This window comes from Brevibacillus sp. SAFN-007a, from assembly GCF_051967035.1.
GTDB lineage: Bacteria > Bacillota > Bacilli > Brevibacillales > Brevibacillaceae > Brevibacillus.
The window spans coordinates 83,779-106,593 of sequence record NZ_JBQCKK010000005.1 but is presented as its reverse complement, the minus strand read 5'-3'; the positions used below and the strand labels follow the sequence as shown (position 1 = coordinate 106,593).

Annotated in this window: 24 protein-coding genes; 15 read left to right on the top strand and 9 right to left on the bottom strand. The window is 56.3% G+C overall.

The window, feature by feature from the left end:
• Nucleotides 1-120 precede the first annotated feature (120 nt).
• From ACTHO6_RS08435 to ACTHO6_RS08420, 4 genes are all read left to right on the top strand, one after another.
• Entirely contained in the window at nt 121-1,179 is a 1,059-nt protein-coding gene (locus tag ACTHO6_RS08435) for a YncE family protein (protein WP_440241101.1), read from the top strand.
• A gap of 144 nt (nt 1,180-1,323) precedes the next feature.
• Nucleotides 1,324-2,085 carry a TraR/DksA C4-type zinc finger protein gene (locus ACTHO6_RS08430; RefSeq protein ID WP_440241100.1) on the top strand — a complete coding sequence of 254 codons (762 nt, stop codon included), beginning with the start codon at nt 1,324-1,326 and terminating at the stop codon, nt 2,083-2,085.
• A complete protein-coding gene (locus ACTHO6_RS08425) occupies nt 2,072-3,211 on the top strand; it encodes a mandelate racemase/muconate lactonizing enzyme family protein (protein WP_440241099.1) in 1,140 nt (379 codons plus the stop codon). The genes ACTHO6_RS08430 and ACTHO6_RS08425 overlap by 14 nt, the downstream gene beginning before the upstream one ends.
• Before the next feature lie 15 nt (nt 3,212-3,226).
• Nucleotides 3,227-4,615: an MFS transporter gene (locus ACTHO6_RS08420; protein WP_440241098.1), complete on the top strand. Its 1,389-nt coding sequence runs from the start codon at nt 3,227-3,229 to the stop codon at nt 4,613-4,615.
• A gap of 78 nt (nt 4,616-4,693) precedes the next feature.
• On the opposite strand, the gene ACTHO6_RS08415 is transcribed toward ACTHO6_RS08420, so the two are convergent.
• Together ACTHO6_RS08415 and ACTHO6_RS08410 are read right to left on the bottom strand one after the other, a co-directional pair.
• Entirely contained in the window at nt 4,694-5,185 is a 492-nt protein-coding gene (locus ACTHO6_RS08415) for an NUDIX domain-containing protein (RefSeq protein ID WP_440241097.1), read from the bottom strand.
• 15 nt (nt 5,186-5,200) lie between these two features.
• On the bottom strand, nt 5,201-6,130 hold the full coding sequence (locus ACTHO6_RS08410; protein WP_440241096.1) for an NAD(P)/FAD-dependent oxidoreductase: 930 nt from the start codon (nt 6,128-6,130) through the stop codon (nt 5,201-5,203).
• A gap of 227 nt (nt 6,131-6,357) precedes the next feature.
• Here ACTHO6_RS08410 and ACTHO6_RS08405 point away from each other — a divergent pair, with 227 nt between their 5' ends.
• Complete coding sequence (locus tag ACTHO6_RS08405; protein WP_440241095.1) at nt 6,358-7,719, top strand: LCP family glycopolymer transferase; 1,362 nt, start codon at nt 6,358-6,360, stop codon at nt 7,717-7,719.
• Nucleotides 7,720-7,807: 88 nt separating this feature from the next.
• A complete protein-coding gene (locus ACTHO6_RS08400; protein WP_440241094.1) occupies nt 7,808-8,404 on the top strand; it encodes an Hsp20/alpha crystallin family protein in 597 nt (198 codons plus the stop codon).
• Between the two features lie 116 nt (nt 8,405-8,520).
• On the opposite strand, the gene ACTHO6_RS08395 is transcribed toward ACTHO6_RS08400, so the two are convergent.
• The 6 genes from ACTHO6_RS08395 to ACTHO6_RS08370 all read right to left on the bottom strand — a co-directional run bounded on the left by ACTHO6_RS08395 (nt 8,521) and on the right by ACTHO6_RS08370 (nt 10,426).
• On the bottom strand, nt 8,521-8,736 hold the full coding sequence (locus ACTHO6_RS08395) for a spore germination protein (RefSeq protein ID WP_440241093.1): 216 nt from the start codon (nt 8,734-8,736) through the stop codon (nt 8,521-8,523).
• Nucleotides 8,737-8,738: 2 nt separating this feature from the next.
• Nucleotides 8,739-9,131 carry a spore germination protein GerPE gene (locus tag ACTHO6_RS08390; RefSeq protein ID WP_440241092.1) on the bottom strand — a complete coding sequence of 131 codons (393 nt, stop codon included), beginning with the start codon at nt 9,129-9,131 and terminating at the stop codon, nt 8,739-8,741.
• Nucleotides 9,132-9,144: 13 nt separating this feature from the next.
• Complete coding sequence (locus tag ACTHO6_RS08385) at nt 9,145-9,330, bottom strand: spore gernimation protein (protein ID WP_440241091.1); 186 nt, start codon at nt 9,328-9,330, stop codon at nt 9,145-9,147.
• Complete coding sequence (locus tag ACTHO6_RS08380; RefSeq protein ID WP_440241090.1) at nt 9,305-9,865, bottom strand: spore germination protein GerPC; 561 nt, start codon at nt 9,863-9,865, stop codon at nt 9,305-9,307. Before ACTHO6_RS08380 ends, ACTHO6_RS08385 begins: the two co-directional genes overlap by 26 nt.
• Before the next feature lie 115 nt (nt 9,866-9,980).
• Complete coding sequence (locus ACTHO6_RS08375) at nt 9,981-10,205, bottom strand: spore germination protein GerPB (RefSeq protein ID WP_440241089.1); 225 nt, start codon at nt 10,203-10,205, stop codon at nt 9,981-9,983.
• On the bottom strand, nt 10,202-10,426 hold the full coding sequence (locus ACTHO6_RS08370) for a spore germination protein (protein WP_440241088.1): 225 nt from the start codon (nt 10,424-10,426) through the stop codon (nt 10,202-10,204). Before ACTHO6_RS08370 ends, ACTHO6_RS08375 begins: the two co-directional genes overlap by 4 nt.
• A gap of 197 nt (nt 10,427-10,623) precedes the next feature.
• Here ACTHO6_RS08370 and ACTHO6_RS08365 point away from each other — a divergent pair, with 197 nt between their 5' ends.
• The gene (locus ACTHO6_RS08365) at nt 10,624-10,821 is read left to right on the top strand and encodes a hypothetical protein (RefSeq protein WP_440241087.1); all 198 of its coding nucleotides are present in this window, start codon (nt 10,624-10,626) and stop codon (nt 10,819-10,821) included.
• A gap of 9 nt (nt 10,822-10,830) precedes the next feature.
• On the opposite strand, the gene shc is transcribed toward ACTHO6_RS08365, so the two are convergent.
• A complete protein-coding gene (gene shc / locus ACTHO6_RS08360) occupies nt 10,831-12,732 on the bottom strand; it encodes a squalene--hopene cyclase (RefSeq protein ID WP_440241086.1) in 1,902 nt (633 codons plus the stop codon).
• Nucleotides 12,733-12,837: 105 nt separating this feature from the next.
• Here shc and ACTHO6_RS08355 point away from each other — a divergent pair, with 105 nt between their 5' ends.
• The 8 genes from ACTHO6_RS08355 (at nt 12,838) to ACTHO6_RS08320 (ending at nt 22,815) form a co-directional block, all read left to right on the top strand.
• Entirely contained in the window at nt 12,838-13,980 is a 1,143-nt protein-coding gene (locus ACTHO6_RS08355; RefSeq protein WP_440241085.1) for a DUF2515 domain-containing protein, read from the top strand.
• A 94-nt stretch (nt 13,981-14,074) separates the two neighbouring features.
• Nucleotides 14,075-16,255, top strand: a complete 2,181-nt coding sequence (locus ACTHO6_RS08350; protein ID WP_440241084.1) for a DNA topoisomerase III — start codon at nt 14,075-14,077, stop codon at nt 16,253-16,255.
• A gap of 116 nt (nt 16,256-16,371) precedes the next feature.
• On the top strand, nt 16,372-17,037 hold the full coding sequence (locus ACTHO6_RS08345; protein ID WP_440241083.1) for a PspA/IM30 family protein: 666 nt from the start codon (nt 16,372-16,374) through the stop codon (nt 17,035-17,037).
• A 120-nt stretch (nt 17,038-17,157) separates the two neighbouring features.
• Complete coding sequence (locus tag ACTHO6_RS08340; RefSeq protein ID WP_440241082.1) at nt 17,158-17,562, top strand: DUF350 domain-containing protein; 405 nt, start codon at nt 17,158-17,160, stop codon at nt 17,560-17,562.
• A gap of 27 nt (nt 17,563-17,589) precedes the next feature.
• Entirely contained in the window at nt 17,590-18,096 is a 507-nt protein-coding gene (locus tag ACTHO6_RS08335) for a DUF4178 domain-containing protein (RefSeq protein ID WP_440241081.1), read from the top strand.
• A 12-nt stretch (nt 18,097-18,108) separates the two neighbouring features.
• Nucleotides 18,109-18,888 carry a DUF4247 domain-containing protein gene (locus ACTHO6_RS08330; protein WP_440241080.1) on the top strand — a complete coding sequence of 260 codons (780 nt, stop codon included), beginning with the start codon at nt 18,109-18,111 and terminating at the stop codon, nt 18,886-18,888.
• 415 nt (nt 18,889-19,303) lie between these two features.
• Nucleotides 19,304-19,948 (top strand): DUF4912 domain-containing protein, encoded by a 645-nt coding sequence (locus ACTHO6_RS08325; RefSeq protein WP_440241079.1) that lies wholly within the window; start codon nt 19,304-19,306, stop codon nt 19,946-19,948.
• 14 nt (nt 19,949-19,962) lie between these two features.
• Nucleotides 19,963-22,815, top strand: coding sequence for a 1,4-alpha-glucan branching protein domain-containing protein (locus tag ACTHO6_RS08320; protein ID WP_440241078.1), 2,853 nt, complete (start codon nt 19,963-19,965; stop codon nt 22,813-22,815).

Sequence of the window (22,815 nt, the reverse complement as noted above, 5' to 3'; positions counted from 1 at the left end):
AAGTGCAACTAAGGCTGCGCCAATAGCTTGGCGCAGCCAAGTTTTCTAATCCATCCTGCGCAGTAAGAGATGCTATAATGGGATGGGCTGATACATAGGGATGATTCGGGGGTTTTTCGAATGAGAAAATACCTGTTGCTGGTTCTCGTACTCCTCCTGGGGGGAACGGCTTGTCAGCATGAACAGGAAGTCCCTTTGAAAAAAGAAACACCGCATGTGGCCGTTATCAAACAGACGGGGAAAGCCAATGTGGTCATCTTGAATAAAGACTACAAGGTCGTAGGGGAAAAGAAAATCGGCGAATTTCTCATTGATGGGCAGGTGGATGGGCAGACCTTGTATGCGATTGATCCTGGAATTGAGCCAGCGTTGAAAAACTTGTATGCCATAAACGTCCATGATCTCTCGTATCAAACGCTACCCTTGCCCTACATTCCCCAGAAAATATTTATTCATGATCGGGTGGCCTATATCGCTTCCTCTTCGGTCCAACCATCTGGCTTTCCGCTTATGCTTGTCGATTTGGAGTCTTTCTCGCTCATTGACACGTTTACGGTTCCCGGCGCTGCCCGTCCCTTCCTCCCCGAAGCGAATGGAGTCACGTTGTATGTCAATGCGGGAGGACCGCACAATTATGGTCCGTATGCCAAAAAAGTTCGCGTGGGGAAAGGGACAGCCGGAAAATACGAAATACTGGAAACAAAAGACATGTCGCAAGAGCTTCCGCCTACCGATGTCATTTCGGATCCGGAAAAAAATATCGCGGTCTACGCGGGATTCGCCAAAGGGCCAAAGCCGAGATGGGTAAAGCAGCCGGAAGCCTATACCAGTAAAATGAAAGTGCTGGACAAAAAGAATGATTCCGTTTTACAGGAAATCGATCTGGACGAGTCGTTCCCGCAGCAGATTGTGCGCAAGGGCGACCTGGCTTTTATCAATCATTATACGGATTTGGATATGACCGGGGAGATGATTTCCGTCTACGACTTGCAAACAATGAAGCTGATCACCAAAATTCGCTCGGAAACCCCGTCTTCCATTGCCTTGGATGGCTCCCATCTGCTTGTCGCGAATGTTGTACCGGGAACGGTGAGCGTGATTGATACGCAGGAGCTAAAGCAAATCCAGCAAGTGGACGTTGGCGAGTGGCCGACAAAAGTGCTGGTTATTCCCGAATGAAACGGCCCTTCCCTAACAGGGCTGTTTTTTGCTGCGCGGTTTTTCGTTGCCCAAGCAAGGCCCAGGAAGCAACGACGAACGGTTATTTCCCGCCTGCAAAGCCATACTACCAGGTGAGGAAATCAAACAAAGGCGGTGGCTGACGTGGACCCGAACATACTGGCCAGCTTCAGGGAGAAGCTGCTTGCGCAGAAAAAAGAACTGGAAGACCGCGTACAGGATCATTACGGCATGCGCGAGCCGATGACGACCTCCTTGCAGGAATTTTCCATGTACGATAACCATCCGGCCGACATCGGCAGCGAGCTGTTTGAACGGGAAAAAGACCTCGCCCTCGACAGCCTCGACCGCGAGACGTTAAAAGAAATCGAACAGGCGCTGACTCGCATGGACGAAGGGACGTACGGGCTGTGCACCGTCTGCGGCGAGCCGATTCCTGTCGAGCGACTGGAAGCCTTGCCCCAGGCGCAGACGTGCAAGGAACACGCGCCTGCGCCCCATGTGAACGAATCCCGGCCGATCGAGGAAGCGTTTTTGCAGCCGCCGTTTGGCCGCACATCGCTCGACGAAAAAGAAGGGCAAAACGGCTTTGACGGGGAAGACGCCTGGCAAATCGTCGAGTCGTGGGGAACATCCAGCACGCCGTTTTCCTTCCAGGACAGCGACAAAGCCGACTACGGCGAAATGTACATCGAAAGCGATGAGCCGGAAGGGTATGTCGAAGCTGTCGAAGAAATCGGCTATACGGATATCGACGGGTACCACGGTTCCGACAGCGTGCACTTCATGCGCAGCGAAACCTACGAAGACTACATGCACAAAGGCGAAGGAAAAGGCAACTTCCTCTCCTACGACGAGTTTGCCGCGCTACACGAACAACGCGAGGGGCGCGATGACGTCAAATGACCGCAGTCTGCTGATCGAACGCATCGAAACGTATCCGTTGCTGCACCGCCTGACGCAAGCCTACGGGGACGCCAACGGGTACAAGCGCTACCGCAGCACGTATCTCATCCGCATCATCACGCAAGCCGGGATCGACGGCTGGGGAGAAATCGTCGACTGGCTGCCCACTCTGGATCGCGGGTTTCGCGAGCGAATCGTTCCTTTTTTGCTGGGCAGGGACGCTTCCGCCCGAAACGAGCTTGCCGCGATCATCAGCAAGTGGCATCAGCGCTCGGCAGCGGGCGTCAGCATGGCGTTGACCGAGATCGTGGCCAAGGCGGCAGGGATGTCGGTCTGCCAGCTATGGGGCGGTGCGCTCCGCCGGACCATTCCCGTCTACGCGTCGTTTCAATCGTATGCCGAGCGCGAGGACTGGATCACGCACGCGCTCAACCAGGTCGCAGCGGCGATCGCCGTGGGATTTTCCCAGCTCAAGGTAAAAATCGGCGGCCGATCCGTTCAGGAAGATCAGACGCACATCGCCCAGCTGATGGACATGCTTTCGCCGGACGTACAGGTAGCGCTCGATGCCAATCAAAGCTACGATCTGGCAACCGCCAGACAGTGGACGCGCCTGATCGAGCGCTATTCGAACTGGATGTGGCTGGAAGAGCCGATGCCGATGGAGCGCACGGACGAGTACGTCAAGCTGCGTGCCGCATTGCCGATCCCGCTTGCGGGCGGGGAGAATCTGGTCCGCTGTGCGCAATTTTTGCCGCTGTTCAAAGCGGGGGCGCTCGATATCGCGCAACCGGACTTGCTGCATACAGAAGGAATCGAGAGCTATCGGACGAATCTGCAAGTGGCTCGCGAATACGGCTATCGCGTATCGCCGCATTCGTTTGATGGCGGGCTGGCCCGTCTGTACACGCTGTTCGCGCAAGCATGCTTGCCTGCCTGGAGCAAAATGGACAGCGAACCGATCGAGCCGGTCGAGTGGGATGTCATGGAAAATCCGTTTACGCACCTTTTTCCGTTATGCCCGGTCCATGGTGAAGTGACGATCCCGTCTGGAGTGGGGATCGGCGTGGAGCCGGATTGGGAGATTATCAACGCCACGCGCTGGGATGGCAGCGCATATGCGTGAGATGAGGAGTTTCGTATGGCGCAAAATGCGAAAAACCTGATTGGGCTGACAGGGATTCCGTTGGTCATGGTGCTTGGCAACTCGATGCTCATTCCCGTCCTGCCCACGATGAAAAACAAGATGGAGCTGACGTCGCTGCAAACGAGCCTGCTGATTACGGCGTTTTCCGTTGCCGCCGGACTCGTGATTCCGCTGGCGGGCTATTTGTCCGACCGTTTTGGCCGCAAAATCGTCATCCTGATCTCGCTTGCCCTCTACGGAACGGGTGGGCTGTTGGCCGGGCTTGCGGCACTCTGGCTCGATCAGCCGTATATGCTCATCATGGGCGGGCGCGTCCTCCAGGGGATTGGCGCAGCCGGAACAGCGCCGATTGCGATGGCTCTGGTCGGCGATCTGTTTGAGGGAGCGTCCGAGAGCAAGGCGCTTGGCTTGATGGAGACGTCGAACGGCATGGGCAAGGTACTCAGCCCCATTTTCGGGGCGCTGCTCGCGCTCATTTCCTGGTACATGGTCTTTCTCGCTTTTCCGATCATTTGCGGCGTCGTCCTGGTCTTGTTCCTGTTTTTGACCAAGGAAAAGAAGCAGGAGCGAAAGCCGCTTCCGGTCAAGCAGTATTTGCACAGAATCGCACAGGTGTTCAAGCAGCACGGCAAATGGCTCATCCCCGCGTTTTTTATCGGCAGCATCTGCCTGTTCACGCTGTTTGGCGTCCTGTTCTACTTGTCGGACCTGCTGGAGGAAACCTACAAGATCGACGGCGTCATCAAAGGCGGATTTTTGGCGATTCCGCTGCTCGTCATGAGCATCGCTGCCTATGTGACGGGGCTGGTTATCAAAAAGAAGCTCGGCCTGATGCGCCTGTTTGTGATCGTCGGGATGTTTCTGCTCGCGGCGTCGTACATTCTCGCCAGCTTTGTAAAAGGGGCCTATGCGCTGATCGGCATTCTCATCATTGGCAGCATCGGTACAGGCATGATTTTGCCTTGCCTGAACTCGATGATTGTCGGAGCGGTGCAAAAAGCGGAGCGGGGCATGATTACCTCTTTGTACAGCGGCGTCCGGTTTATCGGGGTGGCTGTCGGGCCGCCGATCTTCACCTGGTTGCTCGGCATTTCGCGGACGGTTATGTTTTTCTCCATTGCCGGCTTGTCGCTTGTCTTCGCTATTTTGGCGATTTTCTTCCTGAAGCCGAAGCAGGCCGAACAAGGCGGACAGAGCCGGGAGCAGGATGCAGCCAAAGAGAGCGAAACGAAGGTGTGGCGGCAAGTATCGGAGGTGCTCGGGATCGAGCCGGAGACGGAAGAGGAAAAACGGCGGGCGCAGGCGATGGAGAAATACGGCTTCGATGTCAACGACCTGTTTGCACGGATTCTGTCGGGGAAAAAGGAAAAGGAAAAAAACTAAACCGAAAAACAGGCAGCCCTGCCGCAGCTCCTCATCAGGAAGGGGGAAGGGACATGCCTGTTTGTTTGCGTCAGCCGGTCATCGGCTGGAACGGACGGGCGGAGCGGCAAACGGATGCAAAAGCGCTCGTTCCAGCGTCAGCGGGTAGACATCGTCGCGCAAAATCCGGCTGAACTGCCCATCGCCCTTGATATCGCGGGGAATGGTGTCGAAGAGGACGGTTTGCGTCACGTCAGGTCCGGAAGGCGTCTTGGCGTACGTGAGCACTTTTGCAATGTAGATGTCTTTTCGCTGTCCCCCGGCAAGCGTGTACTGGCCGATTCGCTCGATGCCTTCCAGCACCGCACCCGTCTCTTCGTACACTTCCCGGACGGCCGCCGCCAGACTGCTCTCGCCAGGCTCGATTTTTCCTCCGGGCAGCTCCACGCCCCGGCTGCGGTGGCGGGTAAACAGCAGCTTTCCTTGATAAAAGGGCAGAATGAGCACGTGGCCTGCCGGATGAAGGCGATATTCTTCAGGGTCGAAGGTCAGCTGCACAGGCAAACCGAAGTCATCTGAAAAAGCGTACAAGAACAGCCCTCCTTTCTACGGGCAGAACGGGGTAGAAGCCCGATTTTGCATGGATATATGCTTGACGGCTTTCATCGCCTGCCCGACAGCCAAAGACAGGCTGGCATAGGCGGCTCCGTTGGTGGCGTCACCCGTGACGTAGATCCACGAATCGTCGGCGCGCTGGAATTCATCCGTTTTCACATATCCGTCTCCGAACGTGGCAAGGCCGTCCAGCCCGGCACAGTTGCCATGGACGCCGATGCGCGGCAATATCCAGTCGACGGTAAGCGTTTGCGGGTTTTCAGGGCGCCGCGAAGCCAGCGTCAACAGCAACCGTTCTCCCGCGTGCCGGTAACCTTGTACCTCCGTCTCCCACAGAACGGACAAATTGGGCAGGGCCTTGATTTGTTGCAGCCAGTCGGGGCGACCGCGCAGATGGTTGCCGCGGATCAGCAAGTAGACATGGCGCGCATGCCTGGTGAGATTGACCGCGCTTTCCAGCGCGCGATCTCCTCCGCCGATGACCGCAAGCACTTGACCTGCTACCGATGTGGCTTCCGCTGTCGTGGAAAAACCGGGAGGCAGGACGCGCTTGCACCCGTCGAGGGCGGGAATTTCATTGGGGGTAACGCCGGTGGCGATGAGCAGATAGTCGACGCGATAGGTCGCCTTGGAGGTCGTCACGATATGCGCATCCCGGTCGACGGCCAACAGCTCTTCTTCCAGCCGGACATTCAGTTTTTGGATCGCAGGATGCTGGTACAATTCATCCAGGAGCAACGCGCCCCGGGGATAGACCCGCGGAGGAAAATCCCAGATTTCATTGTGAATCTGGTGCAATTGTCCCCCCAGCCGATCCGACTTTTCCACCAGTAAGCAAGACAACCCCAATCGTTGGCACCAAATAGCGGCAGACAAACCCGCGATGCCGCCGCCTGCGATCAGCACCTGTACGTGTTCCACTCTCCAGTCCCCCGATCTTTTCTGTTTCCGATTTCCCAATAGTTTTAGACTACCTGTTTCGTTTCCGGAGTGCAAGGACTCACTGTCAAAACGACAAAACCGGTGCATGGTCCTGACCGTCACCTACAAATCGACAGCAAAATATGGTAAAATGGGACATGCTTTTCCAGAATGATAGAAAAATTGAAACGGAAATATTGGCACCATGGGAAAAGGAGTGAACCTACGTGCAGGCCAAGAAGGAAAAACAAGGGGCCTCTGTGAAGACGCCGCGGAAACAAAAAAAACGCGGACAGCGATCCAAGCGGATGTATCTGCTTCTGGCTATCTGCCTGTTCCTCTGTTTGCTTGCGGTCGGGGCAGGGTATGCCTTGAACCAGGTGGACAAAACATTGGGGGACGTGACAGAAGACCCGTACAAGCTTCCCGATCAGCCTGTCGTGGAGCAGCCGTATGAGGAACAAAAATCCATTTCCTTTGTCATTGTCGGATTGGACACGCGCGCCAACATCGGGATGCTGAACACCGATGTGCTGGTCGTCGCTGTCGCTAACCCTGTCACGAAAAAGGTAACGATGGTGTCGCTGCCCCGTGACACGCGGGTCCAGATACCAGGCTATCCAGGCTATCACAAAATCAACGAAGTTTTTGCGCTGGGAGAAGGACAAAAGAAGCTGGCGGAAAGCAAAGGACAGCCTGTCACGGAAAATGGCATGACGATGCTGAAAAAGACGCTGGAGCACATGCTCGGTGTCTCGGTCGATCACTACATCCAGCTCGACTTTGAAGGCTTTACCGCTGTGGTCGACAAGCTCGGCGGGGTCCAGGTAGACGTGGACCGCGACCTGGTGTACGAATTGCCCAGGCAGGGCGTCTACCGCAGCTTGAAGAAAGGCAGGCAAGTATTGAACGGCGAGCAGGCGCTTGGCTTCGTCAGACACCGGATCGACAGGCGCGGCAGCGCCTACAACTCCAGCGACTTCGACCGCAACCGCCGCCAGCAGCAGGTCATTCGCGCTGTCGCGGACAAAATGGTTTCGATAGACGGAATTACCCGTTTGACGGAGGTGATGGCGACCGTCGGCAAGCATATCAAAACCGATCTGTCCAAAGACCAGATCAAAGGGCTGGCCATGGACTTCGGCAGCCTCTCTTCCGACCATATCATCTCGTTGGAAAACGGCGCGATCTGGAGCTCTCCGTACTCGCTGTGGCCGAAGGAGAACATGCAGGCGGTCCGCAGCACGCTGCAGAAGGAGCTGGGAGTGGCGGAAGTCAGCGACAAGCTCAGCAATGCGGCGATAGCGGAGGTAGCCAAGGCAGAGATGAAAACAGAGGTCAGACCGTCACTCCCGAAGCCGTCGAGCTCTACGCAAGCCGGAGCGGAAAAACCCCAGACCCGGCCCGAGAAGCCGGCAGCTTCGGCCCCGAAGCCGAAGCCCGAGACGCCGGCGCAGCCAGCGCCAACGCCTGTCCCGCATGGAGGCGCAGGACAAGACGGCGAGACGTATCCGAGCGACCAGCCGCCTCCCGATATCCTCGCACCGCCTGCGTCTGTGACAGAGGGCGCGGACAGTGGGCAAACGTAACGATTTTTGTGCACCCTTCCCACAGCCGGGCACATATACTGCCAGAGAGCAAAAGCGCTGCCTGCTTTCGGGAAGGGAGACGATGTTCTTGAAAAATTGGCAGGAGACGATGCAGCAGCTGCAAAAAGCATCGCAAAGCTTGGCAAAATTAAACCTGGACAAAGACCATCCATGGGGAGCCTTGCGCCAGATGAATCAGATCATGGATGTGAACTTTTGGGAAAACATTGCGGCGCTCAGCAAGAAAGCTCCCGATCAGTCGGCGGCCTCTGCCGCGAAAATCGTGCCGACCGTCGGAAAGAAAGGGAAGAAGGCAAAGGATAGGCCGCTGCGCGTGGTGCAGGTCGAAGAGTCAGAAGAGTTTCCGCTGACGGACGTGTTCTTGTCGGAGCAGTCCGTGATCGTATGCTGCGAGTTGCCGGGCTTTGTGCGCGACAGCCTGGAGATTGCGCTTGTCGAACAAAAAGTGCTGGAAATCAAAGGGGAGATCAAGCAGCCGGATGACAAAGGCTCATGCGTGAAGGCGGAGAGAAGCTACGGCCCTTTTTACCGGAAAATCGAGCTGCCTGCCCCGGTGATCGCCAAAGGGATGAGAGCACAGTACCAGGATGGCTTGCTGGACATTTGTTTGCAGCGTGATGCCGATTACCGCGAACGAAAAACAACGTTCAAGGCGAAGCTGTAGAGGAGGAACTTTTCGCCCCTCCTCTTTTTCTGTTTTTGCATCGGGCAGGGGCGAAGAGAAAGCATGTCCGCGTCCAGACAGAGACAGTGCTAATGGAAGCCATTAACACCGTCCGTTCATATATTTCCGACCAGCGGCTGATCCACGAGGTTCGGATCAAACGTATTTGTGGCATTGGCGCCGTTGATCGTGTTCACGACGTTGCCCGTATTGCTGCCGCCCGAGCCGGAAAAGGTCTTGGAGGCGGATTTGGGCGAAATGTTCAAGGTGTCCCCGAAGTTTACGGTTCCCGAGTTGCTGTTGATATTGACAGCTCCCACTACGGAAGGCACGGCTAGCTCCTCCTTTCTCGTTTGGGCTCGTCGCGAAGCAGGTGCCGGATGTTTTTCACGCGCGTTTCCAGGGTCAGATGGTCGGTTGAGCCGATATGGATCAGCGAAGAGGCCGCCGCAAACGGAACATGGACCGTCCTAACGTGAATATGGGAACAGTCGTGAAACGTATCGAGACACATCGGCTCGACCGGACAAGGAGGAGAGAGCGGCACAGAAAACATCGCGTAATCTTCAAATTCAAATTCGTGCGCATAAAAGATGGCTTTTTCCCGTTGTACAGCCAATACGTTGGCCTGGGCGTTGATTTCCTTCGAGTCCCCGATCTGCAAGACGGAGGAATCGTCGATGGAGAGGCTGTTCAGCTTTTTGACATGGCTCGTTCTTCGATGCATCCAGGGAACCTCCTCAAGGTGGAGTGAGTGCCGTATCAACCGGGATCGCTCCGAGAATCATGGACTCGGGTGGCGTTTCGTAGAACGAGAGCAGCGTGACCGTCGTCATGTCGCCGATAAACAGGGAGGCCGAAGACGACAGGGCTTCGATTGAGACGCTGCGCACGCATAGGTCACCGTTTATCACTTGGTAGATCATGTCCGGTTTCGTTCACCTCGCGCGGGAGATTTTTGATAAAGCTTTCACACGTTTTTTCGATATCGCGCTTGACCTTCTGCACGGTTTTCTCCACCCAGGCGTCGAGCTGCTCAGGCTCCCACTCATCGGTCTGTAGCTGATTGACATAGTGACGGATGCGCTGGTCGATCTGCTTTTTGATATCTCCCAAAATGAAGTCCCGGTAATCGTCGTTCAGCGGATAACCGCACTCTTCCTCGATTCGTTCCAGCACCTGGTAGGCGTCAGATGTCAAGTAACGGTAAATTTCTTTTTGCACGCGGTCAAACAAAGGCGCGGTTTGTTTCTCCCCGTTCGGCACATCCATGCTTTGGTTAATGGAAAAATCGCCGATGCCGGAATCGTTGCTCTTCGGGTTGAGACCGATGTTGAGCGTTCCTTCCAGCCGTTCGACTTTCAGCAGATCGAATTTGTATTCGTTTTTGATGACGGAAGGAACCTGCTTTTCCTTCAAGTCCTGGACGTCCTGTTGCAGTTCTTCTATCATTTGCTTCATTTTCTCCAATTTTTTGTTCTGCGCTTGTATATAGTCATGTAACTGTTGCAAATACTGCCTCATTTCGGGACCCATGTACATGACGATCATCCTTCTTCATCAAACGTAAAGCCGGTTAGCGCGAAGGCGCAACCAAGGGCACAAGCGGAATGAACTCCTCGGACGAAGTCTCGGGCAGTGGCCCCGCAGGGGGAGCCGGCTCCGTGAACCCGCCTGTGTTGTACATCTGCGATAACGGTTTAATCATACCTGCGCTGCCAATTTGGCAAACCGACGAGTTGGTGATGCCATCAATTTTCAAACTGTGGATGACAATGTTTTGATGAACGAAAAAGTTCATGAAACATCCCGTCCCTTTGCCGCCGAGTCGCTTGTGTCCTCCACAAAAATCGGCAGTTCGTTGCCCGCTGTCTCATTTATATAGACAACGCTGCGGGGAATTTTGAACGAAAGATTGGTGCCTGAGTTGAACGATCCGCCGCCGGCAAACGTTTTGGTATAGCTGACAGGCGAGATTCTGCGGACGTCTCCGACATTGAAGACGCCGCTTATGCTGTTCACGTTGATGACTCCAACAATGGCTGGCAGCTTCGACACATCCTCTCGGGAGACTCCTTTTTGTATTGTATGTGTGACGGCACTGGGTGTTCATACCTGTTTTTCGTGCGGATGCGGTCCGCACCGGGCCACGTGGGCATACGATACAGCAGCGACAGGCAGGAGAGTTTGGCGAGGATAGAAAAAGGAGAGGAAGCGCGATGAACATGAAGGTCACCAACAAAAAAATCGCCGTGGGCGAAATCAAGATGGGGGGCGTGCAGCAGTCGTCGCTCGTGCTGATCGGGGATGCGGATGTCATCAGCTGTTCGTCGGTTTTTGACACGGCGGACGACTCGCTCATTTTCAGCAAAGAAGTTCCGATCCGGCCGACCACACCGACGAGACGAGGCGACTGAGCGCCTCGTCTAGCTAGTGGACACGTATTTGTTCCGGTAGTGGCTCAGGGCGAGCAACGGCCAAATCCAGCGGTAGCTGTGATAGGCAAAATAAGTGCCGCCGGGGCGTCCGCCGCCTGTCGGATAAGCGGTGGTCCAGTCTGTTGCCTGGCTTTGTCTGGATAAATAGTCGATGCCTCGCTCCATGGCCGGAGTCGGCCGGGGATGTACGGCGATCAGGGCATCGAGCGCCCAGGCGGTTTGCGATGGCGTGCTGGCTCCGAGGGGGACGTACGTTTTTTTCTCGTCGCTGTGGCACGATTCGCCCCAGCCGCCGTCGGCATTTTGCTGCCGCGTCAGCCAGTCGACCGCTTTCTGGACCGCCGGGTGAGCAGGAGAGACACCGACGGCCATCAGTCCGGTGAGCGCCGCCCACGTCCCGTACAAATAGGCGATTCCCCATCTGCCGTACCAGGAGCCGTCCGCTTCCTGGCGGGCGAGCAGCCAGCGAACCGCTTTTTGCACAGGAGCGTCGCTCTCTTTGTACCCGGCGTAGCGCCCGAGAAACTCCAATGTTCTCCCGGTCAAATCAGCCGAGGACGGATCGGTGCTGACGGTATCTGCGCCTTCGATCGGCAGGCTGGAAATGAGTGGGGAATCCGTATTTTTTTCAAAGGCAGGCCAGCCGCCATCGTCGTTTTGCATGGACAACAGCCAATCCAGTCCGCGCTTCCAGGCGGCAGCGGTTGTTTTGTCCAGGCGGGACTGGCTGCGCAGAGCGCGCAGGGCCGCTGTCGTGTCGTCGATGTCCGGATTCATCGTATTGTGGTCGGAAAAGCCCCAACCGCCAGGAATTCCTGCCGGATTGCGAATTTTCCAGTCTCCGTACGTATGCTGCTGTTTTTGCAGCAAATAGCGGTTCGCCCGCTGGATGGCAGGGTGGCTTGCGGGCAGGCCGCTTTGCTGCAAGGCATGCGACAGTAGCGCCGTGTCCCAGACGGCAGAGGTCGCCAGCTGCACATGCGCGCCTTCCGCCGTTTGGCAAACAGACTCGCGCAGCCCTGACATCGCTCTTGCAATCAGCGGATCCCGCACAGAGTAGCCGCGGGCAAGCAGGGCAAAGATCATGAAGAACGTCGAGGTCGAGTAGTTGTACAGCGTCCCGTCTGCCTCCACACGCGCCAGGATGAACTGCTCCAATCGGCGCAAGGACAGTTCGTGCAACAGGCCGGGCAAAAACGGCAAGCGCAGCACGTACTCGTGGATGGAGGCCAAAAAGTGCTGGCCGCCCTGCGTGAAGCGCTCCAGCAATCGATGGGGATAGAGGCCGGGGGCGAGGGAAGGGTTCACATACAGATCGGACAGATCGGGTGTATCCGCCGTCACGTGGGCGTATTTGCGGTCGGCGACAATCATCATCGGGGCCAGATGCACACGGGCGTACCCGACAAAATCGTAAAAGCTGATCGGAGAACTTGGGGGCAAGAGTGCTATTTCCACAGGGACAAGAAAATGAGCGGGCCACTGGTACTGTCCTGTCAGCGCGGCGGCAAACTTCGTCAGCAGGTTGGCCTCGCTCAGGCCGCCTTTGGCGCGAATGAACGCGCGGGCGCGAGCCATTCGCGGCTCCTTTTTTTCATAGCGGCGCGAAAGCAACAGCGCATAGTAGCAATCGACAGTCGTCGAGAGATTTCCCTCGGCCTCGTCCGGGTACAGCTTCCAGGCGCCATTTTCTTGCTGAAGGGCGGCGATCCGCGCCGTCAGCCCGTCCATGAGCCGCTCATCATCCATCCCGAGCGTCCGCAAGAGGATCATCATGTGGGCGTCTGTCGTCGGAGAGCTTTCCAGACAGAAGCGCCAGGAGCCGTCCTGCTTTTGGCTGTGCAGGACAACGGACTGAATCCGGCTGATTTCCTGGTGTACGTCGCGCAACGAAAACACCTCGATTTCGCAAACTTGATTGGGCTGCGCCAAGCCTTTGGCCAGTCTTAGCTGCCCGTATACAAAAAATGCGTTTGCCAGGCAGGAGGGAACGGTATGGGATGGTCATGGCCTGCGAATCCGGCTTTATGGCCGCTCGCACGCGAGCTTGTGAAAGCGACGGAAACGAGACAGGCGGCCAAGTCGCCCCTCCCCCACGAGCGGGAGACCGTCGCAGAAATCAGGCACAAAACAGAAGCGAGCAACGGCGACAACGTAGACCGGACGAGCGCCTATTTGACGTTTTTTCGCAAGCATCCGGAGGTTCACTGGGCACTTTTGGCGCACCTCGTCTCGCGCAACGCCGGCTGGAGCATGACCGATCTGCGCGGGGAGCTATTGCCGCGGCTGCTTCCGGCAAACGTGCAGCAGGACTATTTTTCGTTTTTGGAGCGGGGCAACTGGCTGATTTTTCACGATGCATACCCTCAATTATTACTGTATGAGGAAAGCGTGAAGCGACAGACCACTCTTTTTCACCTGCTTCCCGAACTGCACGTCTCCGTGTTCATGCAGGCCGTCTGGAACCATTTCTGGAAAACGGGCGACAGCAAGCTGCTTACGGTCGGCCTGATTATGAACGAACAGCATTATTTGGAGACGCACATGATGAGCGACGAAACCTACCAGACGACGGTGGTCAAGACGCTGCCGTTTGCCTTGCAGGAGGTGCTGCGGCTCAATCTGATCCTGTTTCCGTACAGGGCAGAGGGGCAGGAGGACGGAGCGTTGCGGCTTGCAGGCGCACCTGTTTTTCACTTTGCCTCCTTGGCAGAGCGCATCGAGCTGGGCAAAAGATTGTACAGCCTGTTGTTCACTTCCCTCCGGCTCAGGGAAGGCGCCATACAGTGGGCCAGCGACAAGCCGCACACCGGTTCGCGAAAAGATTTTTGGCCGCACCTGTTCCATGATTTGCGCGAGACGGCGCCAGGCAAGGCCCACCAGAAAAAGCTAGGCGGCTGCCAGCTGTTACCTGGCGCCAATCGGCTGTACTCCCCTGCGCTGCGGCACGTCTGGAAGCAAGTTCGGCACGAGGCGCCCAAGGCGGCGGACTGGTACCCCGCGACCAAAGGCGTCATGCGCCAGCTGCTCTTGTCTCGGGAGCAACCCGCTTCTTTCTGCGCTGAGGAGGCGTACTGCCAGGCGCTGGAAAAAATCGAGCGGGCCGTGCTGGCAAAAGGGAAGCTGTTCGGTTCGTAAGAGGCCGCGACGCTTTTCTGTCTATTTTTTCAGCTTCGCCTGCCGGATGTAGTAGAATAGAAGGAGAGATTACACATGTAGGAGAAGAGCAGGCATGAAAGTCGTCATAGCAGAGAAACCGGACCAGGCCATGAAGCTTGCCAGTCCGTTTCCCCATAAAAAACAGCAAGGCTTTATCGAAGTGCACCCCAACCGGATTTTTCCCAAGGGGGCTTTTTTTACCTGGGCGGTCGGACACATCTGTGAGCTGGTGCCGCCAGAGGCGTATAACCCGGCGTGGAAAAAGTGGTCGCTCTCCACACTGCCGCTCATCCCCGAGTCGTTTCACTACCAGGTGATGAAGTCCAAAGCAAAGCAGTTTGGCATCATCAAACAATTGCTGAAACGCACAGACGTTACGGAAATCATCCATGCAGGCGACGCGGGCCGGGAAGGAGAGCTGATCGTCCGCACCATCGTCGAAATGTGCAAAGTGAAGAAGCCGATGAAGCGGCTGTGGATTTCTTCGCTGACGGAGCGCGCCGTGACCGCAGGGTTTTCCGCGTTGCTCGACGAGACAGAGACGCGCAATCTGTACCACGAGGCGTACAGCCGCTCTTGCGCGGACTGGCTGGTCGGAATGAACGCTTCGCGCGTGTACACGCTCCTGCTGAAGCAAAAAGGGATCAACGACGTGTTTTCCGCAGGTCGGGTGCAGACGCCGACGCTCGCGCTGGTCGTCAAGCGGGAAAAGGAAATCGCCGCGTTCAAGCCCGAGCCGTTCTGGGAGGTCAAGGCGACCTTTGCGATCGGCAAGAAGCGCTACGAAGGCGTCTGGCACAAGGACGACGGAGAATCGCGCATTCTCGACCCGCAGCTCGCGGAGCGAATCGCCGCGTTTTGCCGGGACAAGCCGGCAGAAGTGAGCGAAGTGGAGACGGAGCGCAAAGAATTTTTGCCGCCGTACTTGTTCAACCTCTCCTCGCTGCAAGCGACCGCGAACAAAATGTTCAAGTACTCGCCGCAGAAGACGCTGGAAATCGCGCAAAAGCTGTACGTGAAAGGAATTTTGTCGTACCCGCGCTCCGACTCGTCGTTTGTGACGCAAGAAGAGGCGAAGACGTTTCCCGACATTTTGGCGAAGCTGTCCAGGCAGCCGGAGTACCAGTCGCACTTTCCCCTGTCCAAAGCGTCCATCGCCCAGGACAAGCGGTATGTGAACCAGAAAAAGGTGACCGATCACTATGCGATCATTCCTACCGAGCAGGTACCAACCGTCGCGAGGTTAAGTGGCGAGGAGCGGAACATATACGACCTGGTTGCGAGACGTCTCATCGCCGCGCACCAGGAAAGCGCGCTGTTCGATTACACGACGGTGAAGACGCTCGTCGATGGCCGCGCCGTGTTCATCAGCAAAGGAAAGGTGCAAATTCGCGCAGGCTGGCGCGAGGTTTTGTTCGACGAGGAAAAAGAAGATAAGGAAGCGGTGCTGCCGCCGCTCGCCAAAGGCGAGACGGGGAAGGTACACAAGGTAGAGGCCAAGGAGAGCAAGACCCAGCCCCCCAAGCGCTACACGGAGGGCCAGTTGATTACGTTGATGAAGACAGCGGGCAAGCACCTCGACAACCAGGAGCTGGAGCAGGTGTTGATGAAAACGGAAGGGTTGGGCACGGAAGCGACCCGGGCGGGAATCATCAACATGCTCAAGGAGCGCAAATACATCGAGGTGCGCAAAAACCAGGTATTCGCGACGCAAAAAGGCATGCTGCTCATCGAGGTAATCGGCGACAAAATTCTCGCCTCCCCGGAAATGACGGCGAGATGGGAGCAGCGCCTTCAGGAAATCGGACAAGGGGAGGCTTCCCCGCAAGCTTTTATGGAACAGGTGCGCAAGCTCTCGCACAAGATCGTCGAGGATGCCGTCCAGCAGTCGCGCGAGTGGAAGCTGGACGGATACGACGTCGAAGCGCTGCCCAAGTCGAAGCAGACGACGAAGTTCTCGCTCGGCTCCAAAGTGGCGGTGTGCCGGGCATGCGGCGGGGATCTCGTGGACAAGGGCGATTTTTACGGATGCGCCAACTATAAAAAATCGCAGTGCGCCGTGACCGTGTCGAAGACGATCCTGGGGAAAAAGATCACGCCCGCTGCCGTCAAAAAACTGATGGAGACGGGCAAGACGAATCTCATCAAAGGCTTTGTCAAAGGAAAAGAACGCTTCGACGCCTACTTGCACTGGGAGGAAGCAGAGAAAAAGGCCAAAATCAGCCTGCCGCCGCTCAAGGAAAAAAGCTCCTGAGGCAGAAAAAGGCCATTTGATTTTGAAACTTGCTTGCGTAAGGAACGTAGATACAGGTATACAGAGTGCGGAAAAGCTGGGCGAATGACCCAGATCGTACTGAAGGAGGAATGAACATGTCCATTTTCAAACGGCTTCGCGATTTGACCATGTCCAACCTGTATGCCTTGATCGAAAAAGCGGAAGATCCGATCAAAATGACGGATCAATACTTGCGCGATATGCAAGAAGACCTGAGCGAAGCAGAAAAAGCGGTCGCTGCCCAAATCGCCCTGGAGAAAAAATTCAAGCTGCTGTATGAAGAGCAGGAAGCGCTGGTGAAAAAGCGCGATGAGCAGGCACACGTAGCTGCGCAAGCGAAAAATATCGACCTGGCCCGCCGCGCACTGGAAGAGAAGAAAGCGGCTGAACAAAAAAGGGCTGAATACAAGGAAGCGTACGAGAAAAACAAGCTGGCGGCGGACGGACTGCGCGACAAGCTGACGGAGATGAAGAAACAGATTACCGAGCTGAAAAACAAGCGCGAGACGCTCGTTGCCCGCGTGAATGCGGCCAAAGCCCAGAAGACGATCAACCAGACGATGGCCGGATTCGACAGCAACTCGGCGATGGCGGGCCTAAAGCGCATGGAAGAAAAAGCGCTGCAAATGGAGGCGGAGGCCGAGGCAAGCGGGGAGCTGTACAAACAGCAAAGCTCGCTTGACGACGAGATCGCCAAGCTCTCCAAAGACCAGGAGGTCGAAGACGAGCTGGCCGCACTGTTGAAAAAATACGAGGGGTAAACCGCTAGGGCGGTGCCCCTTTTTCTTTGCGGGATCAATTGGACCCCATACAGGCTTCGCCGCCCCAAACGGTTGGCGAAGTCGAGCTTTCTCATCTTTTTTGACTACGGAGGGATCGATGTGGAGTTGCGGCAAATACTGGCCATGCTGGTCTGGACAGGAGCTGGCGGCATTCTCTTGTTCTTGTTGATGTGGATTGACACGCTGTTCACCAAATACAAGGACATCGCGGAAATCAAAAAAGGCAACGTGGCTGTCACCACACGTTTTGTCATGAAGCTGTTTGCCCAAGGATACATTTTGTCGCAGTCGATTTTGAATGCAAACGATCTGTGGATCGCGCTGTTGGTATCTGTGGTCTCCTTTATCATCTTGCTGTTGCTGGAGAAAATCGCCGAGCTGTTGTTGAAGACCTTTACCGGACTTGACCTGGAGCGCGGAACGCAGCAAGGCATGGTAGGACACGCCATGGTGGCGGGATCGCTGCACGTGGTCGGCGCCCTTATTCTGGGCGCATTGGTCTAGGGAAGGCTTAGGAAGGAGTAGGACCAGATGAGTTTGTTCAAACGCATGCAAAACTTGTTTGCCAGGCATGAGCCGCCTGCGCCGGAAAAGAGCATCCTGACTGTCGGCCCCGGCGATGTGGTGGAAGTCTCGCTTGTCACCTACCAGGTAACGGGAAAGTCGACCTATATGAGCCGCAACGCGACGATGCTGACTTTGCAGGATGGAACGACCATCCGCTATTTTTACATGGAAGAACGCGAAAAAACGATTTTTCAGTTGTACAGCCTGATCGACGGCCGCCTGGATTCCGTCGACGAAGTGCCGACCACGATTGAAATGGACGGTGTGACGTACCATCTGGAGGAGCAGTACAACGGCAGAATCCAGGTGGTTGGCAAAGCGCCGTTCCAGACGTCCGGCGAACAGTACACGTGGCAGTTCCAATCCGATGGACGCGAGCTGTTGCGGATCGAATGGCAGGACGGACGGTTCATGCTGTATGAGGGAGAGGCGGTATTGCCGGCGGATGTGCAGGTACTTCGCGGAACGTAAGGAGAGATGAGTATGCCGAATGGTTGGATGAAAACGATCAAGCTCCTGCTGATCCCGGCGGTGTTCCTGCTTCTGCTGGCTGGCTGCGGCAGTCCCGCGATCGGCGAAAGCTACCCGCTGGAATCCGTCTCCACCAAGGACAAAGGGCAGACGTCGCGCATTTATCGCGCCGAAAACAAGACGGTGCCCGAGGTAGCGAAGGAGCTTGCGGACCAGAAGCAGCCGGACGAGATTTCCAAAGAAGATGCCGAGCACATGTTCCTGATCTACCCTGACGAGCTGTACCATTTGCAGCAGGATCAGGCGAAGCCGTCCGATACGCTGATTGAGGTCGATACGAAGGAGTACGTCCGGGAAAACTACGATTCGTCCTTTTTGCAGGGCTACATCCTGGCCAGCGTCCTCGATGACCTGTTCGATGGACAGAAAAAAAGTTCGAAGGGCAGCTATCGCGGCTATGCGAGCAAGGACGTTTACAAGCCGGCAGGCAGCTACCACGTGCCGTCCGAGGCGGAGAAAAAGGCTGCGCCGCCGATCACGAAGGAAGGCACAGGCAGCATCTTCAAGCGCAGTGACAGCAAAAAGAAGGGCAGCGGTACGGTCGGCCAGGACGGCAACCTGTTCCAAAAGCAGGACACGTCGTCTAGCGGAAGCACAGGCAAAATCATTCGCTCGTCCGACAGCAGCCCGTCTGTTTCTTCCCAAAAGTCGTCCGTGTTTTCCAAGCCCAAAAGCAAGTCGCCCCCGCGCACGAAGGCAGGGAGTGCGGGCAGAATTACGAAACGCAGATAAGCGCAAGACCAACCCGCTGACAAGGCGGGTTTTTTTGCGTGCCTGAACAAGCGGTGGCCCTGCCTTTTAAAAAAATTCGCTTGTTCCAATGATGTTTGGCGATCAATTTTTCATAAAGTAATGCATGGAAGTTCTTGGGTCTTTATAAGATGGAAAGGTCAGGAAAAAACCGGGGAAAGAAAGCGAGGAAAGCGAGGCAGCATTCGACTTGTGAAAACGATTTCCCGGACCGCTTTCTCGACTTTTGTTTGGCAATGACGAAAACATGGTCGTTTATCGACAAAAGAAGAAGGGATGCGCGTCCAACATTCGACAGTCTTTGTTCGCAGCTTTCGCTATGATGACATTGTGAATAGACAAAGACGACACGCAAGCGGATCGTGGAGGGAAACTTGGCGGAAAGGAGCGCATCACGATGCTGGAAAAAATTCTCGAATTACGTGCACAATCCAAATCCATCGCACAAATTGCCAAAGAATGCGGGTTAACCATAGGCCAGGTAAAATATCGTCTGCAAAAAGACAGAGCGAAGGTGGAGAGTGTGTCGGCGGAGAATCGACAGACGCCTTCGCGGCCATCCCGCCGAAATGAGGATTGGCAGCTGCCGGCCTTTTACGGACGAGATATCGTCAAGGTGATGGCGCAAAGTCCGACCGTACTGTTCGTCTACTGGGAAATCACCTGGCCCCGAATGAGGATGGTGGCATCGTATTTACGAGCCGATTTTCGCCATATTCAAAAGGGCCTGCGTCTGTACGACGTGACGGAACGCCTGTTTGACGGGCAGAATGCCCATTCCGTCCGGGATATCCTGGTAGGCGAGGAAGCGCACTCCTGGTACGTGTACGATGTATTGCCAGGGCGAACGTATATCATGGACTTCGGATTATTTGAGCATGGTCGTTTTTGTCCGATTTTGCGCTCGGACGTGGTCGTGACTCCTCGAAATACAAAAGCTGTCTGGGGAGAGCCGTTGGTGGAGCCTGCATCTGATCCTTCAACACCTGCCTGGTTTGAGAACTTTTCCTCGTATTCCCTCTATTCCAAAACATCCAAATAAGTGAGGTGTCCACTGTGCACAACGGTTATCTCTCCCTCGTGCTGCATGCCCACATGCCTTACGTACGGCACGGGGACCGGGACGATCGCCTCGAAGAGCGCTGGATGTACGAGGCCATGCTGGAATGCTACATCCCGCTGCTCATGGTATTCGACAAGCTTCTCTCGGACAAGATCGCTTTTCGCATGACCCTTGCCCTGTCTCCTACCTTGCTGTCCATGCTGGACGACGAGCTTATCGTGTCGCGGTTTCGCACTCATCTCGCCAAAACGGTGGAGCTGGCAGGCAAAGAAGTAAAGCGCGCGGCGAACAACCCGCCTGAACAGCGCATCGCCAAAATGTATCTGGAACGGTTTCGTGCGATCGCGTCGTTTTGCAGCAAGCTGGATTACCGGCTGGTCGAAGGCTTCAAGCGCGTGGCGGACAGCGGTTGCCTGGAGTTGATTACCTGCGCGGCGACACATGCGTTTCTGCCTTTTGTGGAAACCGAGGAAGCGATTCTGGCGCAGCTTCGGGTCGGGATCGACACGCACGAACGAATCCTCGGCAGGCGCCCGCGCGGAATCTGGCTTCCCGAGTGCGGCTATACGCCAGGGCTGGATCGGCTGCTGAAAGAGGTAGGGCTGCACTACTTTTTCGTCGACTCCCACACGATCGAGCACGCCACACCGCAACCGAGAAGAGGCGTACTCGCTCCGCTCGCCACTCCGCATGACGTAGCGGCGTTTGCCCGAGATCAAATCGCTTCCAGTCAGGTGTGGAGTTCTGTCGACGGCTATCCGGGCGATTACGACTACCGGGAATATTATCGGGATATCGGATTCGACAGGGAGATGAGCTATATCGAGCCGTACATTCATCCGGCCGGCATCCGCGTCCACACCGGATTGAAGTACCACCGGATTACAGGACCTCACGGGGAAAAGCAGCTGTACGAGCCGGACTGGGCACGGGAAAAGGCCGCCTTGCATGCAGGCCACTTCCTGTATCACCGGGAGCGCCAGGTCGAAGAAGCGGCAGCCTGGATGGACCGCAAGCCATTGGTCGTCGCCACGTACGACGCCGAGCTGTTCGGGCATTGGTGGTACGAGGGTCCGCAGTTTCTGGACTATTTGCTGCGCAAGACCGCGTGCGACTCCCAGACGGTCAAGCTGATTACCCCGTCCGAGTACCTCGCGGAGTACCCCGAGCAAGATCGCGGATTTTTGCCGATGTCGACCTGGGGGCGCAACGGCTACGGGGAAGTGTGGCTGAACGAAAAAAACGGGTGGGTGTATCGGCATCTGCACCAGGCAGAGCGCGACTTGATTGAGGCGGTGACCGCATTTTACGAGAACAAGGGACAGGATCCGGAGCGCGACGAGCTGGCCAGCCGCGCCTTGCGACAAGCGGCCAGAGAGCTGATGCTGGCGCAAAGCAGCGACTGGGCGTTCATTCTGGATGGGCAAACGGTCGTCGAATATGCGGTGCGCCGCACGCATGACCATCTGGTCGGCATGCGCGAGTTGCTCGCCATGCTTCGCGAAAACCGGTTGGATAGAGAGAAAATCGCACAGATGGAAACGGCTTTCCCGATCTTTCCCCACATGGATGAGACGTACTATTTGCCCAAACAAGCGCATAAAGTGAACGTATCGCGTCAGTTGGTAGCGGCAAGCAAAGGGCCGGAGCCAGCGGGAGTCGTTCTGATGCTGGCCTGGGAATTTCCGCCGCATGTGGTAGGCGGACTCGGCCGCGCCGTCTACGATCTCGCCCGGCATCTGGTGCGTCAGGGCCTCGCGGTGCATGTGCTGACCCGGGCCTCGGATGGGAGCGTGGCGGAGGAAGTCATGGATGGTGTCCACGTACACCGTTTGCCCACGTACATTCCCGCCGAACAAGAAGATTTTCTGTCATGGGTGTTCCAGCTTAATCTCGCCATGGCAGATGCCGCCGAACGGTTGTGGAAAAGCGGCGTGCGTCCCGATATCATTCACGCCCATGATTGGCTGGTCGGCTGGGCGGCCATGGAAATCAGGGAACGCTACGCGCTTCCGCTCATCAGTACGATTCACGCCCTGGAGCACGGACGGCACCAAGGGATTCACACGCCGTTTCAGCAGCGGATTCACGAGAGCGAGAGAACGCTGGCCCACACCTCGGATCGGGTGATTGTGTGCAGTCACTATATGGCAGAAGAAGTGCGGCGGCTGTTCGGCATTTCCGAGTCGAAGCTGCGCGTCATATACAACGGTGTCGATCTCTCGCCGCCGCCCGCATTCGACAAAGCCAAGCTGCGGGAAGAGTTGTCGATTGGCGATGGCCCCATTCTCTTTTTTGTCGGCCGTCTGGTGCAGGAAAAAGGAGTCCACCTTCTGCTCGAAGCAATGGCGAGACTGCGCTATGAGTTTGGTCATGCCACATTGCTCATTGCGGGCAAAGGACCGATGCAAGGAGAGTGGCAACGGCGTGCAGAGGAGATGGGCATTGCGGATCGCGTGAGGTTCCTCGGCTTTGTCGACGACACACGGCGAGACCAGTTGTTCGTCCTAGCAGATCTGGCCGTTTTCCCCAGTCTGTATGAGCCGTTTGGCATCGTGGCGCTGGAAGCGATGGCGTTGGGCGTGCCGATTGTGGCGGCAGACACGGGCGGGCTTCGCGAAATCGTCCGGCACGGAGAAAACGGGGCGACGATGTACGCGGGCAATCCGGATTCGCTCACCGATCAGCTCCGCTGGCTTTTGCAGGACCCGGAAAAACGGCGTCAGCTGGCGCAGACAGCCCGAAATGACGTATTGCATCAGTACAACTGGACGGCTTTGGCGACCCAGACCATGGAGGAGTACCGATCGCTTGGCGTACACCGCCTGACGTTATCGGAGAAATAA

What these genes read in the sequence shown, in the direction of transcription:
- ACTHO6_RS08435 (WP_440241101.1), top strand. Translation starts at nt 121, where the DNA reads ATGAGAAAATACCTGTTGCTGGTTCTCGTACTCCTCCTGGGGGGAACG.
- ACTHO6_RS08345 (WP_440241083.1), top strand. Translation starts at nt 16,372, where the DNA reads ATGTCCATTTTCAAACGGCTTCGCGATTTGACCATGTCCAACCTGTAT.
- ACTHO6_RS08375 (WP_440241089.1), bottom strand. Translation starts at nt 10,205, where the DNA reads ATGAACTTTTTCGTTCATCAAAACATTGTCATCCACAGTTTGAAAATT.
- ACTHO6_RS08380 (WP_440241090.1), bottom strand. Translation starts at nt 9,865, where the DNA reads ATGAAGCAAATGATAGAAGAACTGCAACAGGACGTCCAGGACTTGAAG.
- ACTHO6_RS08325 (WP_440241079.1), top strand. Translation starts at nt 19,304, where the DNA reads ATGCTGGAAAAAATTCTCGAATTACGTGCACAATCCAAATCCATCGCA.
- ACTHO6_RS08420 (WP_440241098.1), top strand. Translation starts at nt 3,227, where the DNA reads ATGGCGCAAAATGCGAAAAACCTGATTGGGCTGACAGGGATTCCGTTG.
- ACTHO6_RS08350 (WP_440241084.1), top strand. Translation starts at nt 14,075, where the DNA reads ATGAAAGTCGTCATAGCAGAGAAACCGGACCAGGCCATGAAGCTTGCC.
- ACTHO6_RS08335 (WP_440241081.1), top strand. Translation starts at nt 17,590, where the DNA reads ATGAGTTTGTTCAAACGCATGCAAAACTTGTTTGCCAGGCATGAGCCG.
- ACTHO6_RS08330 (WP_440241080.1), top strand. Translation starts at nt 18,109, where the DNA reads ATGCCGAATGGTTGGATGAAAACGATCAAGCTCCTGCTGATCCCGGCG.
- ACTHO6_RS08355 (WP_440241085.1), top strand. Translation starts at nt 12,838, where the DNA reads ATGGGATGGTCATGGCCTGCGAATCCGGCTTTATGGCCGCTCGCACGC.
- ACTHO6_RS08365 (WP_440241087.1), top strand. Translation starts at nt 10,624, where the DNA reads ATGAACATGAAGGTCACCAACAAAAAAATCGCCGTGGGCGAAATCAAG.
- ACTHO6_RS08390 (WP_440241092.1), bottom strand. Translation starts at nt 9,131, where the DNA reads ATGCATCGAAGAACGAGCCATGTCAAAAAGCTGAACAGCCTCTCCATC.
- ACTHO6_RS08385 (WP_440241091.1), bottom strand. Translation starts at nt 9,330, where the DNA reads ATGATCTACCAAGTGATAAACGGTGACCTATGCGTGCGCAGCGTCTCA.
- ACTHO6_RS08425 (WP_440241099.1), top strand. Translation starts at nt 2,072, where the DNA reads ATGACGTCAAATGACCGCAGTCTGCTGATCGAACGCATCGAAACGTAT.